This is a genomic window from Aequorivita vladivostokensis (genome assembly GCF_000952855.1).
Classification (GTDB): domain Bacteria; phylum Bacteroidota; class Bacteroidia; order Flavobacteriales; family Flavobacteriaceae; genus Aequorivita; species Aequorivita vladivostokensis.
The window spans coordinates 266692-285918 of sequence record NZ_JSVU01000001.1 but is presented as its reverse complement, the minus strand read 5'-3'; the positions used below and the strand labels follow the sequence as shown (position 1 = coordinate 285918).

Below are 19227 nucleotides of genomic sequence, written 5' to 3'. Positions count from 1 at the left end.
GGGATGTGTGTTTCTAATTAAAAATCCTTTCGTCAAAAGGAAAGTCGGTGATTTCTATAATTTTAATCTTTTTAATGTCTTTATGATTCGGGTTGAGCAAATAATTGAAATCCCCTTTCACCACGGCCGAAGGCACTTTGAGCACGCAATTATTATTGGCCCGTATGAATTCATCGCCAATATTTTGTGTATTTAGCTTGGGCGGGTTTGTATTCCAACCGGTGGCCAAACGTCGGGCGGACAAAGTTTCTATTTCGACGTTTCTAGGAATTTCTATTTCAATCATCATATAGTCGTCGGGGAGGGAAGCTATGCTTAAATGTACAATTACTTCTGCCATTGCAAGCGCCCTACTCTCGGCAGTATACAGCATCTCAACGCCTTTACTGTTCCAGCGGTTCCCAAATTTGGCAGCACCCTTTCCACTTAGATCATTGGCGTATTTTTTTCTGGATAGCCTAAAAACCCTCATTACGCAAAAATACCGTGCTCTATACGGTTAAGCTCTGCCATGACCATTTCCTTACCATAGGAATCTTTTAAAAGCTCACCGGGCTTATAACCGTTTAATGCAAACGAAGGCACATTTAACCAGCTATAGAATTTTTCGGAAGAGCCAAAAACCTCGATTCCAAAATTGGTAACCTCAGCCAGTTCAAAAATCTTTTCAGTATGAATAGATTTAAAATGAAAATCATTATCATCGCGATACCGCTGCAAGGTCTTAGTGGACAAATCTAGATATTCTGCCCAATCTTCGTCTGTAAAGGGCGTAAACCTTTTTATTTGTTGAAAAATTTTATATGGCAGTCCTGTCCTTATGGCTTGAATGATAAGCATTTTATCGAGAAAAAAATCTGCAAAAGAGATACTTCGCGATATACTGCCGATATGCTTCACATAGGCGGTTAGCGATTCATTTACTTCGTTAATTGCGATATTCTGTTCATCATAACCCATAATAAATACATTTGTCTACAAATTTAAGACATTTGTCTGAGGTTAAAAAACATTTAACGCAATTTTTTACATATCAAGCAGATAAGCAAAAATTAACGGTGCCACAATGGTGGCGTCACTTTCTATAATAAATTTGGGAGTATCCATATCCAATTTACCCCAAGTAATCTTTTCATTGGGAACGGCGCCCGAATAACTTCCAAAACTTGTAGTGGAATCACTGATTTGGCAGAAGTAACTCCAAAACGGAGTGTCAGTTCTTTCCATATCCTGATAAAGCATCGGAACCACACAGATTGGGAAATCTCCCGCAATTCCACCGCCAATCTGGAAGAACCCAATTCCTTTTTTCGAATTCTCAGTGTACCAATCGGCAAGGAAGGTCATATACTCAATGCCGCTTTTCATGGTTGAAGCTTTCAATTCGCCTTTTAAAACGTAGCTGGCAAAGATATTCCCCATGGTGCTATCTTCCCACCCTGGGCAGATAATTGGCAGATTCTTTTCGGCAGCGGCGTACATCCACGAATCCTTTAGATCTATTTCGTAATGTTCTTCCATCACGCCACTCAAGAGAAGTTTATACATATATTCGTGCGGAAGGTAGCGCTCACCCTTTGCTTCAGCCTCTTTCCACAGTTTTACAATGTGCTTTTGGATTCTTCGGAAAGCTTCTTCTTCGGGGATACAAGTATCGGTTACGCGGTTCATTCCTCTTTCAAGCAAATCCCACTCGTCCTGCGGTGTTAAATCGCGGTAATGCGGTACACGCTCGTAATGGCTATGCGCTACGAGATTCATAATATCTTCCTCAAGGTTTGCGCCAGTACAAGAGATAATATGCACTTTATCCTGACGGATCATTTCGGCAAAAATCTTTCCCAATTCAGCAGTACTCATAGCACCGGCAAGGGAAACGAGCATTTTTGAACCTTGGTTCAACTGTGCTTCATAACCTTTCGCGGCATCCACGAGGGCGGCGGCATTAAAGTGTAAATAATATTTTTCAATAAATTGGGAAATAGATCCTTTGCTAGTACTCATCTTCTTCTGTATTAAATTTTGAAACGCCTTTTTTGGTTTCGTTAAAATTGCTTTCGTATTCGTCTTCTTCGTCCGTGCCTGCAAATTTGTAGGTCAACATTTTGTAGTAAAGCTTTGCCGCTACAAAATCGGAGGCTCTTTCTTCCGGATTTGGACAAAGCTCTACAATGTCAAAACCTACCACATTTCTTTCATCAAAAACCTGCTTTAGAAAATCCAGGGTTTCGTACCAAAATAGTCCGCCCGGCTCTGGAGTTCCCGTTGATGGCAAAATTGAAGGATCCAAGGCATCCAAATCAAAAGTGATGAAAACATTGTCGCCCAAAGCTTCAATAACTTTATCCATCCAGTACTCATCCTTTGCCATATCGTGGGCAAAGAATACTTTTTCTTCATCCATTACGGTAGTCTCTGCAACATCCATACTTCTAATACCTACCTGTACCAAATTTGTGGTCTGGCTAGCTTCATAGACTGCGCACGCGTGGTTGCATTTACTTCCGTGGAATTCCTTGCGCAAATCGGCGTGGGCATCAATATGAAGCACCGTTAAATTGTCAAAACATTCATTGAAAGCTCTAATTGTACCTATGGAAATACTGTGCTCACCACCAAAAATGGTTACAAACTTATTTCTTTTAATGTAATCCTTGGTTACTTTGTGTACTTCGGAAACTACGGCTTCCGGAGAGGAGTTTTCAGTAATTGCATCGGCAAGATAGACCCCTTGTTTATAAACCTCTGTTTGGGTTTCAATATCATACAGTTCCATATTTTCCGAAGCGTCCAAAAATGCTTCGGGACCTTTGTCTGCACCTTTTTGCCAAGTGCTGGTTCCATCATAGGGAACGGGGATCAATACAATTTTTGATGTTTCCAGGGCCGCATATTTTTGCGGGATGCCTGCGTACGTCTTAGTGCTCATAACCTAAAATGTTTAGCAATTGCTCGCTTGTTTGTTGTTCTGAAAAAAGTTCGGTTGTTATTTTATTGTTTTTATCTCTGTCAATCAAAATATGTTTCGGCGAAGGAATTAAGCAGTGCTGCAAACCTCCAAAGCCTCCAATGGTTTCTTGATAGGCCCCCGTGTTAAAGAAGCCAATATACAAAGGTTTTTCCTTTCTGAATTTTGGCAAATAAATAGCCGCCATGTTTTGCTCGCTGTTGTAATAATCATCACTGTCACAAGTCAGTCCACCCAATAGCACCCTTTCATATTCATCGTGCCAACGATTAATGGCGAGCATGATGAAACGTTTGCTGATGGCCCAAGTGTCCGGCAAAGTTGTGATGAATGACGAATTTATCATATTCCACTTCTCACGGTCGTTCTGTTGTTTCTGGTACAAAATTTCGTAGATGGCACCCCCGCTTTCGCCCACAGTGAAACTTCCAAATTCGGTAAAAATATGCGGCACTGGTACCTCAGCTTCCGCACAGGTTATATTTATTTGGTTCAATATTTCATTGACCATATATTGATAATCGTACTCAAAGGCCAAGGAGTTTTTTATCGGAAACCCGCCCCCAATATTCAAACTATCCAATGATGGACAGATCTTTTTTAGACGAACATATACTTTTAAACATTTTACCAATTCGTTCCAATAGTACGCCGTGTCGCGAATGCCCGTGTTAATGAAGAAATGCAGCATTTTTAGATCAACGCGTTCATTATTTTTTATCTGTTCTTCATAAAAAGGGATGATGTTTTTATAGCCAATCCCCAATCTGGAAGTATAAAATTCAAACTTTGGTTCTTCTTCGGAAGCGATACGGATACCTACATTAAAATGATTTTCAATGCTATCTGACAGTAATTCTATTTCCTCGTAATTATCAATAATCGGGATACAGTTTTCGTGACCATTATTGATTAACCTGGCTATGTTTTCTATATAACGCTCGCGTTTGAATCCGTTGCAAATTACATAGGTTTTGTCGGTTACTTTTCCTGTTTTCTTTAAACGCTCCACGATGTCAATATCAAAGGCCGAAGAGGTTTCAATATGAATATCGTTTTTTAATGCTTCGTTCAAAACGTGCTTAAAATGCGAACTTTTCGTGCAATAGCAGTAGTTGTAAGTGCCCTTGTAGTTGTTCTTTTCAATAGCCTCGGCAAACCACTTTTTTGCCAAGTTTATGTTTTCTGAAATTTTCGGGAGATAGGTAAATTTAAGTGGTGCGCCATATTGCTCTACGAGCCCCATTAAATCTACACCGTGAAATTCAAGCCCGTTATCGCCCAAACGAAATTCTTCCTGGGGAAAATAATACGTTTGGTTAATTAAATCTATGTATTTGGTATTCATTTTATCTTTTTGGTTGAAGGGGTAAATTAAAAATTCTTGTCGCGTATTCCCTGAAAAAAGGAGAGTATAACAAAAAATTAACTTGAAGTTTAACTGCGAATAGGCATAGCTTTTAAAGTGGGACTAATGCCTATAATCTGCTGCAAGGCAGCTGCTGGAAGTATAAATGTGTTGTCCATTTAGAATTTGTGTTTCTGAAATTTTCAAAAACCAACCATTTCAAAAATACTAGCTGTTAAAATATTTACAATACAAAAGTGCCAAAAAAATTCCAATAATTTATATTAGACAGTAATTTTTCGTTCGCATTAAATCATGCTGAACATGTTGAGTTCCTTTTCGGTAAGTGTTCTCCAGCGGCCCCGTGGCAAATCCTTTTTGGTCAATGGGCCCAGGGTAACACAATCCACGCGGACTACGTCATAACCCAAATGTTCAAAAATGGTGCGAATGATGCTGTTTCCCGTATGTTTTATCTTTAAACCTATCTCGCTTTTGGGTGAATTATCAACATAACTTATTTCCTCAACGGTAATTTCCTTTCCTTCAATGGTAAAGCCTTCCTTTATTTTTTTAAGATGCTCTGCTTTAAGATTTTTGTCAAGTTCTATATGAAATAACCTCGGAATACCTTTTTTGGTAAATTTCTGAACAAACTCATCGTCATTCGTGAACAATAAAAGTCCAGTTGCATTCCTGCCCAAACGGCCGAAAGGTTTTATTTTGGCAGTGGTTGCATTTGCTACCAAATCCATAACGGTCATTCCCTTTGCGTTGCTATCTGTTGTTGCGAAACCTTTTGGTTTGTTCAGCAAAATATAAGTGTTTGGTTCCGGGTTTAAACGGCGGCCATCAAAACGGACGTCATCAGTTAATTGGACCTTGTAGCCCATCTCGTTAACAATTTTTCCGTTTACGGTAACCAATCCAGTGGCAATGTAAGTGTCGGCCTCGCGGCGGGAGCATACGCCACTGTTCGCAATGTATTTATTTAGGCGGATTCCATCTTCGGGATTGCTCTTTTTTACCTCCCTAACAGGCTTCTCCCTGCGGCCAATTTCCTTTCCGGTTTTATCAAATTTCAACTTAGGTTTCGCGGGGTCTTGCTGCCTTCCGGTATTTCTATTTGGGCTCTCAGATTTCAGGGGAGCATTGCCACGAGCCATACTTTTCTTTCGTGCATTCTTTCCGGGTTTGTTGGAACCTCTTCCTCTATCGTAATTGTCTTGTGCGCTCATTTATTATTTTTTGCAAAGGTAAGCAAATTTAGTAGGCAGTCGCAGTTTTCAGTTTGCTGCAAAAAAAGGATAAGTTGCAATTGGCAACTCCTGTTTTCTTAGGAAACAATTTCTTCCAAAATCCTCAAATAATCTCCCCGGTTCTTCAAAAAATCCATTTCTGAAATATCGATTATCTTAATATTTTCCGAATGTTGGTTTTTTATGAATTCCAAATACCCCGTGTTCAGTTTTTGCAGATAGGCAGCCTCAATGCTCTGCTCATATTTGCGGCCGCGCTTTTTTATATTTTCCAGCAAACGCTCCGTATTTTGGTACAAATAGATATACCTATCCGGTTTGGGCACATCTTTGTGCATTACCCGAAAAAGCTTTTTGTAAAGCGCATATTCCTCCTCGGGCAGGGTGATGCTTGCAAAAATCAACGATTTATTTACGTCATAATCTGCAATTACCGATTCTTTAAAAAGATCGAACTGTGTAATATCGTCAACCAATTGCTGATAACGATCGGCGAGAAAAGACATTTCCAAAGGGAAGGCGTAACGTGCGGCGTCTTCGTAGAATTTTGGCAGAAATGGGTTGTCCTTAAAACGCTCCAGTATCAATTTGGCATTAAAGTCGTTTGCAATTTTTGTGGCCAAACTCGTTTTCCCAGCCCCGATATTTCCTTCAATGGCGATGTAATTATATTGTGAAATGTTATAAGACTTCATCGGGCTGCTGAGCCATTTGGATTGCTTTTGAAGCAGGCTTTTATCGACGGTTTCAACCAAAAGCTTTATAATTTTTTTATTCGAAATGGGATGGATCAATTCTGGATTTATTTCTGCCAAGGGCTGTAGCACGAACTTTCGGTTTTGCATTTCGGGATGGGGAACTATCAATTTTTCGGTCTGTAAAATTTCCCCATCAATAAAAATAATATCGATGTCAATAGGACGTGAGGTATAGGTTTTTGAAACATTTCGCTTGCGCCCCATTTTTTTTTCAATATCCAAAATAGACTTTAAAACCTTGGACGGTTTCATGTCCGTTTGCAACCAAACAGCGCAGTTCAAAAAAGGGTCGCCCTCAAAACCCATTGCCGGGGTTTCGTAAACCGAGGAAATTTTCACAATACTTCCCACCTCTTCAAAAAGCGCATTCACCGCATTCTGAAGATGCTCAAAACGGTTGCCCATATTGCTGCCAAGCGAGAGATAAACGTTATGGGAAGGTTGAAGCGTATCCAAATTTTAACATTTAAGACGAAATTAAGGAAAAGAAAAAGACTACCAAGTAAATTTGTGCGTAGATATAAATTTTACGGAAATGCCGCTTTTTAATAAGCTGTTTCCAAAGGAATTATCACAAAAGAAATTTTCAAATTTTTTATGAAGAAAGCACTCAAAATAATAGGGATTATTCTCGGAATTTTAATTCTATTGCTGATCGCGGCTCCTTTCATTTTTAAGGGAAGCCTTGAAAAAATGCTGAAGCGGACCATCAACGAAAACCTCAACGCCACCGTGGCTTGGGAAGATCTTGACTTGAGTCTTTTCAGCAGTTTTCCCGATGCGTCGCTACAGTTGAATAATTTCAGCGTAATCAACAAAGCACCTTTTGAGGGCGATACGCTGGCGAGCGGCAAGACACTTTCAATGGATATGGGCATTATGCAGCTATTCAAAAAAAGCAATGAAGCCATAAAAGTTGACGAAGTGAAAATTGACGAAGCTTTCGTGAATATAAAGATTGACTCCCTGGGAAATGCAAATTACGACATTGCCATAAAAGATGACGCGCCCGCAGTCACCGAAGGGGAAGAGAGCGCTGGCGGCTTCACTTTTGATTTGAAAAATTATGAAATAACCAATTCGCGCATCAATTATTTGGACGAGGCCACAAATACATATTTGATGCTCACCGAAGTGCAGCACGAAGGCAGCGGCGACCTTTCGCAGGAAATAAGCAATCTGGACACAAAGACTGAAGCATTCGCTTCTTTTAAAATTGACAGCACCGAATATTTGACCAAAAACAGAATTTCCCTCGACGCAATTTTTAAACTCGATTTAAAAAACCAAAAATATACCTTCCTTGAAAACGAGGCCAAAATCAACGAACTGCCACTCACCTTTGACGGTTACGTAAAAGTGAACGAAACCAATAACCAAGTGGACCTTACTTTTAAAACGCCGTCCTCAGATTTTAAAAACTTTTTGGCCGTAATCCCCGAAACCTACGTAAAGCAAATTAACGATGTAAAAACTACGGGAAATTTCACCGTAAACGGGATGCTGAAAGGAATTGTGGACAGCACGCACATACCAACGATGGATATAAAAATTGCGAGTGACAATGCTTCCTTTAAATATCCTGATTTGCCAAAAACCGTTGACAATATTACTATCGACGCACAGTTAAAAAATGAAACCGGCCTACTGAACGACACCTACCTCAACATTCCAAAATTGACTTTTAGAATTGACAACGAACCTTTCCGAATGAATGGAAGCATCAAGAATATGACCGAAAATCCATTGGTAAATATGGAAATGCAGGGAACGTTGAATTTGGCAAATATTGAAAAAGTGCTACCCGTTGAAATGGAACAAAAACTCAGCGGAATTTTCAAAGCAGATGTTATCGCAAATTTCGATATGGAATCGGTTGAAAAGGAGCGAAACGACCAAATTGACGCCCGCGGAACGGCAAGCCTTACCAATTTTAATTATGACGCAGGTTTTAAAAACGAGTTGAAGGTGGCCAATGCCAACCTCGCCATGCAGCCCGGCTCGATTACCTTAAAAGAACTGAACGCGAAAACGGGTCAAACCGATATTAAGGCTTCGGGCAACATACAGAATCTCATCCCATTTTTGATGAGCAAACAGGATTTGAAAGGACGCTTCGAGGTACAATCAAATACTTTTAACGTGAATGATTTTATGGCTTCGGAAGATTCTGTTTCGGAAAATAATTCCAAAGAAAAAGGAACTGCTGCCCAAAAAACGGCCTCTTCAGAAGCTGTGAAAATTCCTGATTTTCTGGATGCTACTTTAGATTTTAATGCGGATAAAGTAATCTATGACAATTTGGAACTGAAAAATGCCAAAGGAACCGCGGCGATTGCAAACGAAACTATAACAATCAGCAATTTCACCTCCGATATTTTCGGCGGAAATATTGCGCTTTCAGGAAATGTTTCAACCAAAACTGAAACTCCTACTTTCGCAATGGCTTTGGATTTGAGCAAAATTGATATTGACCAATCGTTCAAGGAATTGGAAATGTTTCAATTTTTGGTACCGATTGCAAAAGCATTGCAGGGAAGTTTAAATACCAAGTTTGAATTGAACGGACAACTGACGAATGATCTTTCGCCAAAACTTTCCACGCTGGCCGGCACTGCCTTAGCCCAAATTATCACTGCCGAAGTGGATCCGCAACAAGCTCCCTTACTTGCGGCTTTGGGTAATAAAGTTTCATTTTTGAATTTGGATCGTTTGAGTTTACGGGACGTGAGCACGAATTTTACCTTCAACAATGGAAAAATAGAAGTGAAACCATTTGATTTTGATATAAAGGGAATCAATGTTGCCGTTGCTGGAACGCACGGGCTGGATAAATCCATTGATTATAATGTAACGATGGACGTGCCCGCAAAATATTTGGGCAACGATGTTACCAAATTGCTTCAAAATTTAAGCCCGAAGGAAGCTGATGCAATGAGCGTGGCATTGCCCATTGGCTTGAAAGGAACATTTACAAATCCGCAGGTTTCTTTAAACGCAGAAACAGCCATCAATGCATTGACCAAACAGTTGCTGGCAAAACAAAAAGACAAATTGATAAATCAGGGCACGGATATTTTAGGAGGAATTTTAAGCGGAGGAACCAAGCAAGATTCCACTAAAACGAATACCAATACAAACCAACAGCAAACAACCCAACAACAGAATACCCAAATTATAAAAGACGTGCTGGGGGGCATTTTGGGCGGAAAGAAAAAGAAGGCCGATACTACAAAAACGGGAAATTAATTTACGGTAATTGAAACCACATAACCTTCATTTCCCCGAATATTGAAAACGGTTTGATCTTCAAACATCAGGTATTGTCCCTTAATTCCTTTTAGAATTCCTTCATAAAATGGATTTTTTTCGAGATTTAAGGATTTTGGCTTTTCGGGATAGTTCATCACTGGGAACAGCAGATTTGTTTCAGTATTATTCTCCAAATAATATTCGGCAGCTTCAGCGGGAATGAATTGCTTCAGCCTGTTGCGCCATTCCACCAAATTTTCATCCTTTACGTCGTTTTTTAGCATGCTTCTCCAATTGGTTTTATCGCTCACGTGATCCTTTAACGCTACTTCGGTAATTCCTGCCAGATAGCGGTTGGGCACCTCCACAATTTCAATAGCCTCGTGTGCGCCTTGGTCAATCCAACGCGTGGGGATTTGGCTTTTGCGAGTTACACCAACTTTTACACTGCTGCTATTGGCAAGGTAGACCACGTGGGGTTGCAGCTGCGCGCGTTTTTCAAATTCTAAATCGCGTTCCGCTATATTGAGATGCGCCTTGCTTTTTTCAGGACTTATCACCCAATCGGCCGCTTGGGGAATTTCAAAAAAGCAATCATAACAGTAACCTTGACGGTAAATTTTCTTCTGAAGGCCACAATTCAGGCATTGATAGCGCAGAAAATTGATTGAAACTTTCTTATCCAGCAACTGGTTCATATGCAAAAAATCATTTTCAAAAACCAAGTAATACTGAATGGGCGATCCATTTTCAGTCTGCATTTTTGTTAGCACTCCTTCGTAATTCATTTACTCAAAAATATTTAGGTGATCCTGCTTTCTGAAGAAACGCCGTGAAAACATCACTTCAAAAAAAGTTAAAAACCTACCTTCCAGCAGGCAGGTCGTAATTATAAAATCGTTATTTTTATAGCATAAAGATAGCAGAAAAACATGCCAATCCCCATTGTAAATTCTATTGCTTCTTGGTTCCTTAAAAAAAGATTTCATCAAATAGACCTTTTTTTGAAGTATCCTATTGAGGTTCAGGAAGAATTGCTTTTCAATTTACTCCAAAAAGCAAAATATACTGAAATTGGCCGCGAATACAATTTTTCAACCATAAAGACCTACCGTGAATTTTCAGAAAGGGTGCCGGTTACAACTTACGAAGAAAATGAGGCCAGAATTGAACGCGCCCGCCGCGGCGAAAGCAATATTTTTTGGCCCACGCCCATAAAATGGTTTGCCAAATCCAGCGGCACTACCAATGCCAAGAGTAAATTCATTCCCGTTACAAACGATTCCCTCGAAAACTGCCACTATGCAGCGAGTAAGGATTTGCTGTGCATGTACCTAAACAACAATCCAAATGCCCAATTATTTTTGGGAAAGAGTTTACGGCTCGGGGGAAGCAAGCAATTGTATGAAGAAAACGGAACCGTGTTTGGCGACCTTTCCGCAATTTTGATAGACAATATGCCTTTTTGGGCCGAGTTTAGCAGTACGCCCAGCAACGAAGTTTCACTAATGGGCGATTGGGAAACCAAAATGCAGGCAATAGTTAATGAAACCATCAAGGAAAATGTTACCAGTCTGGCCGGCGTGCCCTCGTGGATGCTCGTATTGCTGAACCAGGTTATTGAAACTACCGGTAGAAATAATCTTTTTGAAGTTTGGCCAAATTTGGAGGTATATTTTCACGGCGGTGTAAATTTTGATCCGTACATTGACCAATATAATAAATTGCTACCCAAAAGTGATTTTAGGTATTATGAAATTTACAATGCTTCGGAAGGTTTTTTTGCAATCCAGGACCGAAACGAAAACAAGGAGTTGCTGTTGATGCTTGATTACGGAATTTTTTATGAATTTATCCCTATGGATAAATACGGTACTCCGGACGAAAAGGTAATTCCGCTGAGCGAGGTGGAAGAAGGGAAAAATTATGCCATCGTCATTACTACCAATGCGGGTCTTTGGCGCTATAAAATTGGCGATACCGTTCGTTTTACCTCAACGGATCCATACCGCATAAAAGTTACGGGAAGAACAAAACACCACATCAATGTTTTTGGCGAAGAGTTAATTATTGAAAATGCCGAGACTGCACTGCGAAAGGCTTCGCAACTTACCAACGCCGAAATCGTGGATTATACAGCCGCGCCCATTTTTATGAATGGAAAAGAAAAAGGCGCGCACGAGTGGATTATTGAATTCAAATCGCCGCCCGATGATCTTCAATCGTTTACCAAACTTTTGGATACTGCTTTACAGGAAGTAAATAGCGATTATGAGGCGAAACGTTTCAACAATACTACTTTAAACGCCCCAAAAATCCATCACGCGCGGGAACGTCTTTTTTATGACTGGTTAAAGGAAAAAAACAAACTGGGCGGGCAGCACAAAGTGCCCAGACTTTCCAACACGCGGGATTATTTGGAAGAATTGTTAACGCTCAATCGTTCCTTTTAATACTTTTCTAGTTTTACAAAGGGTTGTAAATCGTATATTTCAAACACTTTAACGACTACTTTTTTCAAAAAATGTATTTCAACGACTTTCTATGTAAGTTCAACTAAAACTTTTGTGGTCACTGTGGTTCCATGGTACTTTTGAGGCATCAAAAATCATTGATATTTCAAAATGAAACAAGTTTTATACATAGTTTGCTTTTTGGTTTTTACCTTTTTGTTTTCGTCATGTGCATCTACAAATGCAGCTAAAAATGACGGTGAAGTAGCCGGTTATAATTTAAAGAGCAAGAAAGAGCAAATGCACAATAAAATTCTTTACAACAAGAATAAATCTTTGCTCGCTATCCCTTAAGTGTTAATTAGTAAGTATAAAAAACCCCGATTTTCATCGGGGTTTTGCTTTTATAAAAACTTCGATCCTTAAGAAACCGCTTTCAACTTTTTGATTGTTGATTTGCTCATCTTTTCTTCAACGTATTCCTTAGTTACGTGCAGTTTTGTTTCGTCCGTTCCCGGGAGATCGTACATGGCATCGGTCAACACGGCTTCGCAAAGCGACCTGAGTCCACGTGCGCCCAGCTTGTATTCAATGGCCTGATCAACGATAAAGTCCAATGCCTCTTCAGTAATCACAAAATCGATTCCATCCATTTCAAACAGTTTTTTATACTGTTTTATAATGGCATTTTTAGGCTCGGTAAGAATTGCACGCAATGTTTCCTTATCTAGAGGATTCATATAAGTAAGCACGGGAAGACGGCCGATTATTTCGGGAATCAAGCCAAAATCCTTTAAATCCTTCGGAATAATATAGCGAAGCATATTATCCTTTTCCATTTGATTTTCCTTTAAGGATGCTGAAAATCCGACAGCCTGCATATTCAATCTTTTTGAAATATGACGCTCAATGCCATCAAAGGCACCACCAGCAATGAAGAGGATATTTTCCGTATTTACCTCAATAAATTTTTGATCCGGATGTTTTCGGCCTCCTTTTGGCGGCACGTTTACCGTAGTTCCTTCCAAAAGTTTCAATAACGCCTGCTGTACACCTTCGCCACTCACATCGCGGGTAATTGACGGATTGTCGCTCTTACGGGCAATTTTATCAATTTCATCAATAAATACAATTCCGTTTTCTGCTTTTTCGAGATTGTAATCTGCGGCTTGGAGCAAACGGGTTAAAATACTCTCCACGTCCTCGCCCACATAACCAGCTTCGGTTAAAACCGTAGCGTCAACGATAGCCAAGGGAACGTTCAACATTCGAGCTATGGTTTTTGCAATCAAGGTTTTTCCGGTTCCGGTCTGCCCCACAATGATGATATTACTTTTCTGTATTTCAATATCGTCATCACTCTTTGGCTGTAACAATCGCTTGTAGTGATTGTAAACGGCAACCGACATTACTTTCTTGGTATGCTCCTGCCCTATTACGTATTCGTCCAAAAATGCATTGATGAGTTTTGGCTTTTTCAGCATTAAATCTTTGGAAAGATCTGTGTTTCCTGAATGCAACGCCTCCTCAACCACAATTCCGTGGGCCTGTTCAATACAACGGTCGCAAATGTGGGCATCCAGACCCGCAATGAGCAAGTTGGTTTCCGACTTTTTGCGGCCACAAAAGGAACATTCTAAATCTTCTTTCGACATATTATCTTTTTTCAAAAAAATCTGTTTTTTAGCTTCGTGTCAATATTTCATCGATCATGCCGTACTCCAAAGCCTTATCGGCCTTCATCCAATAATCTCGATCGCTGTCGTCATACACTTTTTCATAGGTTTGTCCCGTGTGTTTGGCGATGATTTTATAAAGCTCTTCTTTTAAGGTAATTATTTCACGGGCGGTAATTTCAATATCGCTCGCTTGGCCCTGGGCCCCGCCCAAAGGTTGGTGGATCATCACACGTGAATGCGTTAATCCGCTACGCTTTCCTTTTTCACCGGCGCACAAGAGGACGGCGGCCATGGAAGCTGCCATTCCGGTGCAAATGGTTGCCACGTCCGGTTTTATGAATTGCATAGTATCATAAATCCCCAAGCCCGCGTACACGCTACCGCCGGGAGAGTTGATGTAAATTTGGATATCGCGAGCGGCATCGGTGCTTGCCAAAAACAATAGTTGTGCCTGCACAATATTTGCCACTTGGTCGTTGATTCCCGTGCCGAGAAATATGATTCGATCCATCATTAACCGCGAAAAAACGTCCATTGCCACGGCGTTCATCTGGCGTTCTTCAATAATATTTGGCGTCAAATTGGTAGGGTACATACTACTTATAATTTTGTCGTAGTACATATTGTTGATGCCTTGATCTTTTATAGCAAAGTTTCTGAATTCGTTACTGTAGTTCATAAATGTTTGTTCGTTTTTTAGATTTACGAAAATTAATTTAGAAAGCCTTAAGATTCCCATCTGCGCGGGAATTAAAAAGGCGTCAAATTAAATAATTCAACGCCTAAAGATAACTATTTCTTCGCTGAATTAGGCGTAGGCTTCCTTAATGAATTCATCGTAGGTAACCTCTTTGGTCTTCAATTTTGCGTTTTCCTTAAAGAAGTTAAGTAATTTGTTGGTGTTCAACTGCTCGCTCAGACGTTCTACTTCTTCCTTATTTGAAAGAATGCGGGCCGCGATTGATTCCAATTCCTCATCTGAAGGGTCCGTTTGGCCAAATTGTGCCATCTGCGCTTTTATCATATTTTTTGAATAGTCTTTCAACTCTTCAAAAGTTACCTGCAGATTGTTTTCCGCACGAAGTTTTCCTTCTATCAATTGGTAGCGCAGGCCCTTTTCGCTTCTTTCGTATTCGGCTTTTGCATCTTCTTCTGACAGTCTTTTTTCGCCAGTCATTGCAATCCAGCGCTGCAAAAATTCCTTCGGAAGATCGAATTTTGTGTTTTCAATCAAGGTCTCAACTACATCATTCAATAATTTTTGGTCGCTTTGTTGTGCAAATTGTCCTTCGGCATCTTCCTTTATTTTGGCCTTCAATTCCTCTTTGGAAGTAACCACGCCTTCCCCGAACAATTTATCGAACAGTTCTTGGTTCAATTCGGCCATTTCACGTTTGTTCACTTCTTCGATTTTGAAAGAAACTTCAATGTCCAAACCGTGGGCATCGTCATGCGAAACGCCAAAATACTTTTGGTTGTCGTGGTCATCGCCAAACATTCCCTTTGTTTTCAAAGTAACCGTGTCGCCAACTTTTGCCCCAATTAAACTTTCCAATTGCTTTTTACCGGCAATCTCCTCTGTGGAAAGGGTTGTTTTCTTCTCTATTTCTTTTTCATTTGAAGTAAAAGTTCCGGTAATTTCATCACCTTCTTCCACTTCTTTTTTGGAAATCAACTTGCCGTATTGCTTGCGGATGGTCTTTACTTGGTTGTTAAGCATTTCATCATCGGCAATGATTTTATATTGAACCACCTCTTTGCCCTTTACATCCACATCGAACTTTGGTGCAAGGCCCAATTCAAACTCAAAGGAATAATCGTCTGCATCCCAATTGATTTCCGCTTCATTCTTCGGAAGTGGGTTGCCCAGCACGTCAAGTTTTTCTTCGTTGAGGAATTTGTGGAGTGCATCCTGGAGCAGCTTGTTCACTTCTTCCACCAATACAGCCTTTCCGTACTGCTTCTTTACCATTCCCATAGGCACATGCCCTTTTCGGAACCCGGGAATATTGGCGTTTTTACGATAATCGTTAAGAACCTTTTCAACTTTACCTGAATAGTCCTCTTTTGAAACCTCTACCGTAAGCACGGCGTTCAGTTTATCAATGTCTTTTTTTGTAATGTTCATTTTTTCTCTTCTGAATTTCGGGTTGCAAAAGTACGGCTTTTTAGACAACACAACAAACAATTACAAACTGTTGTTCAGCAATTTGCTAATCTTCCTTTATAAGCGAAAAAAGAAGGGATTGAAAAAGCGAAAGCAACAAACTGAAAAGTAGCGCCCACCAAATGGTAGCCACCGCAAACCCGCCCACAAAATAGTCGGCCATCATTATAATGAAAGCATTGATTATCAGCAGGAAAAGCCCAAAGGTAATAATGGTTATGGGCAGCGTCAACAGCACCAAAATTGGCTTCACTATAAGCCGCAATAGTGCAATCACAATTGCAACTATTATGGCCGAACCATAGCCTTCTACAGCTACGCCGGGCAGGATTTTGGAAAGAATAACGACCGCGAGTGCCGTGAGCAATAATTTTATGATAAGTTTCATTTTTAAGGAATTTAAATTGAACCTAAAGATAAAAAAACCGCCCCCAAATGAGGACGGTTTTTCTCAAATTAATCTTTTAGCTATTAATTGTTTGCGGCAGTGATAGTAGGATAATTACCCACGTGCACCGTTGGGATGGTTGCATCGTAAGTTTCGTTAATTGCACGAATAATCAAGTTTGCGGTATAGGCATACCCTCTTGGGGTTGGGTGAACGCCATCCAAAGAAAACGCTCCGCCCGTTACAAATTGCGACGTAAGCACGCCACCGTCATAAGCGACACCGCCATTGGCTACTCTGGCCAGAGCCGCTTTGGCATCAACATAGGCCAAGCCTTTGGAGCCGGCAAGCGCTTGAATGGTTGCATTATATGCAGTACTTGCAGCCGTAACGCGAGCCTGCTCAGAAACTGCAAGAACGTATTTATCGCTCAAGGGAATGGAAACACCGATCACGCCTTGAGGATTGTTGGGATCGGGTGTGGTTCCCAATACCGATGATGCCGTTAGAACAATAAGGTCGTCAGATTTTACTTGTCGCAATTGACCTAATAACGCTGCCAATTGAACTGGAAGATTGAAAGGAGGTCCTTGCAGGATTGTAGTTAAATCTGTTAAATCGTCATCGGTCATAATTGGAAAATTCTGTCCCGCCGAGAAATTAATCATACGTAGCGCAGCTTCTTCGGGAGAAATAACGCCCATTCCGGCCAAACCAGGCAATACTTGATTGTTATACGCAGCAAACTGTGCATTTAATTGTGCCGCTGTGGCAGCATCCAAGGGAATTGCATTTGTTGGAACGGTAGTAAAATAAGGTATGGAAGTTACTTCCGGAATATTCACCAAAACACCTTTGGCGCCACTTGCAGTAAGAGCATCTACCTGCTGGCTATAAACAGACGTAAAAACATTTGGGTCTGTAATGTCATTTGGTCCATAGGACGCAGGATCAAAATTTCCTGTCTGGTCAACTCCAGAGCCTCCTGAAGTTGCATAGCCCAAAATGTCGTTATTTCCGATCCACAGACTGAAAAAAGTTGGGTTTTGCGCAGCGGCGTCGCCAACTACGGTTGCATTTTCACTACTGGCAAAACGTGCAAAATAAGGATTAGCTGAACCTGTAGGCACTCCAGCTACATTACCATAACCTGGAGCTACCAAGTGAAAACTCTTTGCGCCCGGAACACCCATATTATTGAAAGACCCACTTAATTTATTTGAGACATCGGTTGTTGGGGTTCCTTCCAAACGAACCGGCCCTGGGTTTCCGTTTGCGTCAACGGCAAGAACGAATCTGTTTTCAGTTATCTGCGTTCCGCCCAATAACAGACCGCCGAGATTATCATTCATCAACGGTTGGGTAAATTCACCACCGCCCACAAAGGCAAATTGTTCTGCCATAATGTTTGGGTAGCTGTTTTTCTGGCCCGTAATATAGAGTGCGCCATCAGCGTAACCCGCGGTCAGGGAATTTCCAACGGCAACATAGTTTGAAAGGTTTGCCGTACCGCTACTGTAAAAACCATCATCTGTTACAGGAGTATCAAATTCGGGCTCGCAGCTTGCAAAGCCAACGGCCAAAACTGCAAAAGTATATTTAAGTATATTTTTCATCTTTAAGATTTTTTTCGATTATAATTTATAAGTAAGCCCCAATCCTGGAACGAAAGCATTGGTTTTGTAGGTTCCCTTAAAAGGAACTGCTACCCCATTTTCGAAGTAATAGTCATAGGACGCATCCACTTCCTTAAAGTGTGAATACAGGAAGGATGCATCTATCTGAAGGTGGTCTCCAATATTCACGGTAAGACCTGCAGTAAAGTTGTTGCTGTCGTTACGTGGTGTTTCAGGTGCGAAATAGCCCTCACGAACGGGAGATTCGTCAAAATAATAACCGGCTCTTAAGGTAAACATCTTGGTAGCGTCATACTGCATTCCGAAACGATAGATAGAAGCATTCTTGTAATTACGCGCGTTTTTTGAATCTGGAATTACGGGGTTTGCAAAATCAATATCCAAGGAATTGTACACATCCCAATATGTTCTGTTGAAATCAAAAGCGAAGGTCCAGCTTTCACAAAACTCATAGGACATTCCCACGGTCATTTCAGCTGGCATCGGTAATGAGGCGTCAAAAGTAGTATCGGCAAAAGGCGTCAACGGTGAATTTGGAATGTTTGAAAAGTCGGCGTCGCCATCTTCTGCTTCCAAAATAATTTCCGAACGGTAGGTTGCCCCAATATGCAAATTATCAGTAAGGTTAACCATTGCGCTGGCCACCCATCCCCAGTTGCTAACACCGGAAGCGTCAACGGTAACATTGGCGCGGTTTCCGTCAAGATCGGTAAGCGTTCGATTAAGGTTTCTGTTAAAGTTAACGGAACCAGTGGCATAGATTGGGCCACCACCAATACTCAACTTCTCATTGATTTTAAAGGAAACTGTAGGCTGAATGTATATGGCCTGTAAATCGATATTATTTACCAAGTGCGATCCGGCCCAGTCATCCTCATATTCTACAGAGCTTCCATAGGGTGTATAAACCCCAAGGCCGAACGCTAACCAGTCTGTTGCTTGATATGATGCATACAGATAAAGCGGCGTACCAACAGGACTATCGGTACGGGCGTTTGCGCCAGACTCTGTGTCTTGATAGGCAATGTTTGAAAACACACCGTGCACTCCAACGGAGACACTAAATTTGTCTTCCATAAAAACCAGTCCGGCCGGGTTAAAAAACACGGACTCGCTACTGTTTATAACCGCAACGCCCGTATGGCCCATCGCCAGGGCTTTATTGCCCTGTAAACTTACGCGGTAACCGCCCGCATAAGTAACCGCGCTTGCAAGTACAAAAGCGGCAAGTATTAATACTTTCTTCATAATTGTGTATTTCTTTTAGAGTTAATTCTTGAGTTTAATTAGTAAGGAATTAATTTAAAGGCATTTATTA

At 40.8% G+C, this 19227-nt stretch carries 17 protein-coding genes; 3 read left to right on the top strand and 14 right to left on the bottom strand.

Features of this window, described 5'->3' with window-relative positions:
* Window positions 1-13: 13 nt before the first annotated feature.
* From MB09_RS01260 to folK, 7 genes are all read right to left on the bottom strand, one after another.
* Window positions 14-472, bottom strand: a complete 459-nt coding sequence (locus MB09_RS01260; protein WP_045079042.1) for an RES family NAD+ phosphorylase — start codon at window positions 470-472, stop codon at window positions 14-16.
* Window positions 472-960 carry a type II RES/Xre toxin-antitoxin system antitoxin gene (gene parS / locus MB09_RS01255; RefSeq protein ID WP_045079041.1) on the bottom strand — a complete coding sequence of 163 codons (489 nt, stop codon included), beginning with the start codon at window positions 958-960 and terminating at the stop codon, window positions 472-474. The genes MB09_RS01260 and parS overlap by 1 nt, the downstream gene beginning before the upstream one ends.
* Window positions 961-1026: 66 nt before the next feature.
* Window positions 1027-2004 carry a deoxyhypusine synthase family protein gene (locus tag MB09_RS01250; RefSeq protein ID WP_045079040.1) on the bottom strand — a complete coding sequence of 326 codons (978 nt, stop codon included), beginning with the start codon at window positions 2002-2004 and terminating at the stop codon, window positions 1027-1029.
* Window positions 1994-2929, bottom strand: coding sequence for an agmatinase (gene speB / locus MB09_RS01245; protein WP_045079039.1), 936 nt, complete (start codon window positions 2927-2929; stop codon window positions 1994-1996). Before speB ends, MB09_RS01250 begins: the two co-directional genes overlap by 11 nt.
* Complete coding sequence (locus MB09_RS01240) at window positions 2919-4316, bottom strand: arginine decarboxylase (protein ID WP_045079038.1); 1398 nt, start codon at window positions 4314-4316, stop codon at window positions 2919-2921. Before MB09_RS01240 ends, speB begins: the two co-directional genes overlap by 11 nt.
* Window positions 4317-4624: 308 nt before the next feature.
* A complete protein-coding gene (locus MB09_RS01235; protein WP_045079037.1) occupies window positions 4625-5554 on the bottom strand; it encodes a pseudouridine synthase in 930 nt (309 codons plus the stop codon).
* A 98-nt stretch (window positions 5555-5652) separates the two neighbouring features.
* Window positions 5653-6789 carry a 2-amino-4-hydroxy-6-hydroxymethyldihydropteridine diphosphokinase gene (gene folK, locus MB09_RS01230; protein WP_262987120.1) on the bottom strand — a complete coding sequence of 379 codons (1137 nt, stop codon included), beginning with the start codon at window positions 6787-6789 and terminating at the stop codon, window positions 5653-5655.
* A gap of 141 nt (window positions 6790-6930) precedes the next feature.
* Here folK and MB09_RS01225 point away from each other — a divergent pair, with 141 nt between their 5' ends.
* Window positions 6931-9582, top strand: coding sequence for an AsmA family protein (locus tag MB09_RS01225; RefSeq protein ID WP_045079036.1), 2652 nt, complete (start codon window positions 6931-6933; stop codon window positions 9580-9582).
* On the opposite strand, the gene MB09_RS01220 is transcribed toward MB09_RS01225, so the two are convergent.
* On the bottom strand, window positions 9579-10373 hold the full coding sequence (locus MB09_RS01220) for a DUF2797 domain-containing protein (RefSeq protein ID WP_045079035.1): 795 nt from the start codon (window positions 10371-10373) through the stop codon (window positions 9579-9581). The two genes, MB09_RS01225 and MB09_RS01220, sit on opposite strands and share 4 nt — an antisense overlap.
* A gap of 144 nt (window positions 10374-10517) precedes the next feature.
* On the opposite strand from MB09_RS01220, the gene MB09_RS01215 reads away from it, so the two are divergent.
* Both MB09_RS01215 and MB09_RS01210 read left to right on the top strand, forming a co-directional pair.
* Window positions 10518-12038, top strand: coding sequence for a GH3 auxin-responsive promoter family protein (locus tag MB09_RS01215; RefSeq protein ID WP_045079034.1), 1521 nt, complete (start codon window positions 10518-10520; stop codon window positions 12036-12038).
* 171 nt (window positions 12039-12209) lie between these two features.
* The gene (locus MB09_RS01210; RefSeq protein WP_045079033.1) at window positions 12210-12392 is read left to right on the top strand and encodes a hypothetical protein; all 183 of its coding nucleotides are present in this window, start codon (window positions 12210-12212) and stop codon (window positions 12390-12392) included.
* 68 nt (window positions 12393-12460) lie between these two features.
* On the opposite strand, the gene clpX is transcribed toward MB09_RS01210, so the two are convergent.
* The 6 genes from clpX to MB09_RS01180 form a co-directional block, all read right to left on the bottom strand.
* Window positions 12461-13693, bottom strand: coding sequence for an ATP-dependent Clp protease ATP-binding subunit ClpX (clpX, locus tag MB09_RS01205; protein WP_045079032.1), 1233 nt, complete (start codon window positions 13691-13693; stop codon window positions 12461-12463).
* 28 nt (window positions 13694-13721) lie between these two features.
* The gene (gene clpP / locus MB09_RS01200; protein ID WP_045079330.1) at window positions 13722-14396 is read right to left on the bottom strand and encodes an ATP-dependent Clp endopeptidase proteolytic subunit ClpP; all 675 of its coding nucleotides are present in this window, start codon (window positions 14394-14396) and stop codon (window positions 13722-13724) included.
* A 129-nt stretch (window positions 14397-14525) separates the two neighbouring features.
* Window positions 14526-15845, bottom strand: coding sequence for a trigger factor (tig, locus tag MB09_RS01195; protein ID WP_045079031.1), 1320 nt, complete (start codon window positions 15843-15845; stop codon window positions 14526-14528).
* 85 nt (window positions 15846-15930) lie between these two features.
* Window positions 15931-16272, bottom strand: a complete 342-nt coding sequence (locus MB09_RS01190) for a phage holin family protein (protein ID WP_045079030.1) — start codon at window positions 16270-16272, stop codon at window positions 15931-15933.
* A gap of 83 nt (window positions 16273-16355) precedes the next feature.
* Window positions 16356-17888, bottom strand: a complete 1533-nt coding sequence (locus tag MB09_RS01185; protein WP_045079029.1) for an SGNH/GDSL hydrolase family protein — start codon at window positions 17886-17888, stop codon at window positions 16356-16358.
* Between the two features lie 18 nt (window positions 17889-17906).
* A complete protein-coding gene (locus MB09_RS01180) occupies window positions 17907-19157 on the bottom strand; it encodes an OmpP1/FadL family transporter (protein WP_045079028.1) in 1251 nt (416 codons plus the stop codon).
* Window positions 19158-19227: the final 70 nt, after the last annotated feature.

Excerpts from the sequence above, each read along its gene's own strand:
- MB09_RS01260 (WP_045079042.1), bottom strand. The coding sequence starts at position 472 with ATGAGGGTTTTTAGGCTATCCAGAAAAAAATACGCCAATGATCTAAGT.
- parS (WP_045079041.1), bottom strand. The coding sequence starts at position 960 with ATGGGTTATGATGAACAGAATATCGCAATTAACGAAGTAAATGAATCG.
- MB09_RS01250 (WP_045079040.1), bottom strand. The coding sequence starts at position 2,004 with ATGAGTACTAGCAAAGGATCTATTTCCCAATTTATTGAAAAATATTAT.
- speB (WP_045079039.1), bottom strand. The coding sequence starts at position 2,929 with ATGAGCACTAAGACGTACGCAGGCATCCCGCAAAAATATGCGGCCCTG.
- MB09_RS01240 (WP_045079038.1), bottom strand. The coding sequence starts at position 4,316 with ATGAATACCAAATACATAGATTTAATTAACCAAACGTATTATTTTCCC.
- MB09_RS01235 (WP_045079037.1), bottom strand. The coding sequence starts at position 5,554 with ATGAGCGCACAAGACAATTACGATAGAGGAAGAGGTTCCAACAAACCC.
- MB09_RS01225 (WP_045079036.1), top strand. The coding sequence starts at position 6,931 with ATGAAGAAAGCACTCAAAATAATAGGGATTATTCTCGGAATTTTAATT.
- MB09_RS01220 (WP_045079035.1), bottom strand. The coding sequence starts at position 10,373 with ATGAATTACGAAGGAGTGCTAACAAAAATGCAGACTGAAAATGGATCG.
- MB09_RS01215 (WP_045079034.1), top strand. The coding sequence starts at position 10,518 with ATGCCAATCCCCATTGTAAATTCTATTGCTTCTTGGTTCCTTAAAAAA.
- MB09_RS01210 (WP_045079033.1), top strand. The coding sequence starts at position 12,210 with ATGAAACAAGTTTTATACATAGTTTGCTTTTTGGTTTTTACCTTTTTG.
- clpX (WP_045079032.1), bottom strand. The coding sequence starts at position 13,693 with ATGTCGAAAGAAGATTTAGAATGTTCCTTTTGTGGCCGCAAAAAGTCG.
- clpP (WP_045079330.1), bottom strand. The coding sequence starts at position 14,396 with ATGAACTACAGTAACGAATTCAGAAACTTTGCTATAAAAGATCAAGGC.
- tig (WP_045079031.1), bottom strand. The coding sequence starts at position 15,845 with ATGAACATTACAAAAAAAGACATTGATAAACTGAACGCCGTGCTTACG.
- MB09_RS01190 (WP_045079030.1), bottom strand. The coding sequence starts at position 16,272 with ATGAAACTTATCATAAAATTATTGCTCACGGCACTCGCGGTCGTTATT.
- MB09_RS01185 (WP_045079029.1), bottom strand. The coding sequence starts at position 17,888 with ATGAAAAATATACTTAAATATACTTTTGCAGTTTTGGCCGTTGGCTTT.
- MB09_RS01180 (WP_045079028.1), bottom strand. The coding sequence starts at position 19,157 with ATGAAGAAAGTATTAATACTTGCCGCTTTTGTACTTGCAAGCGCGGTT.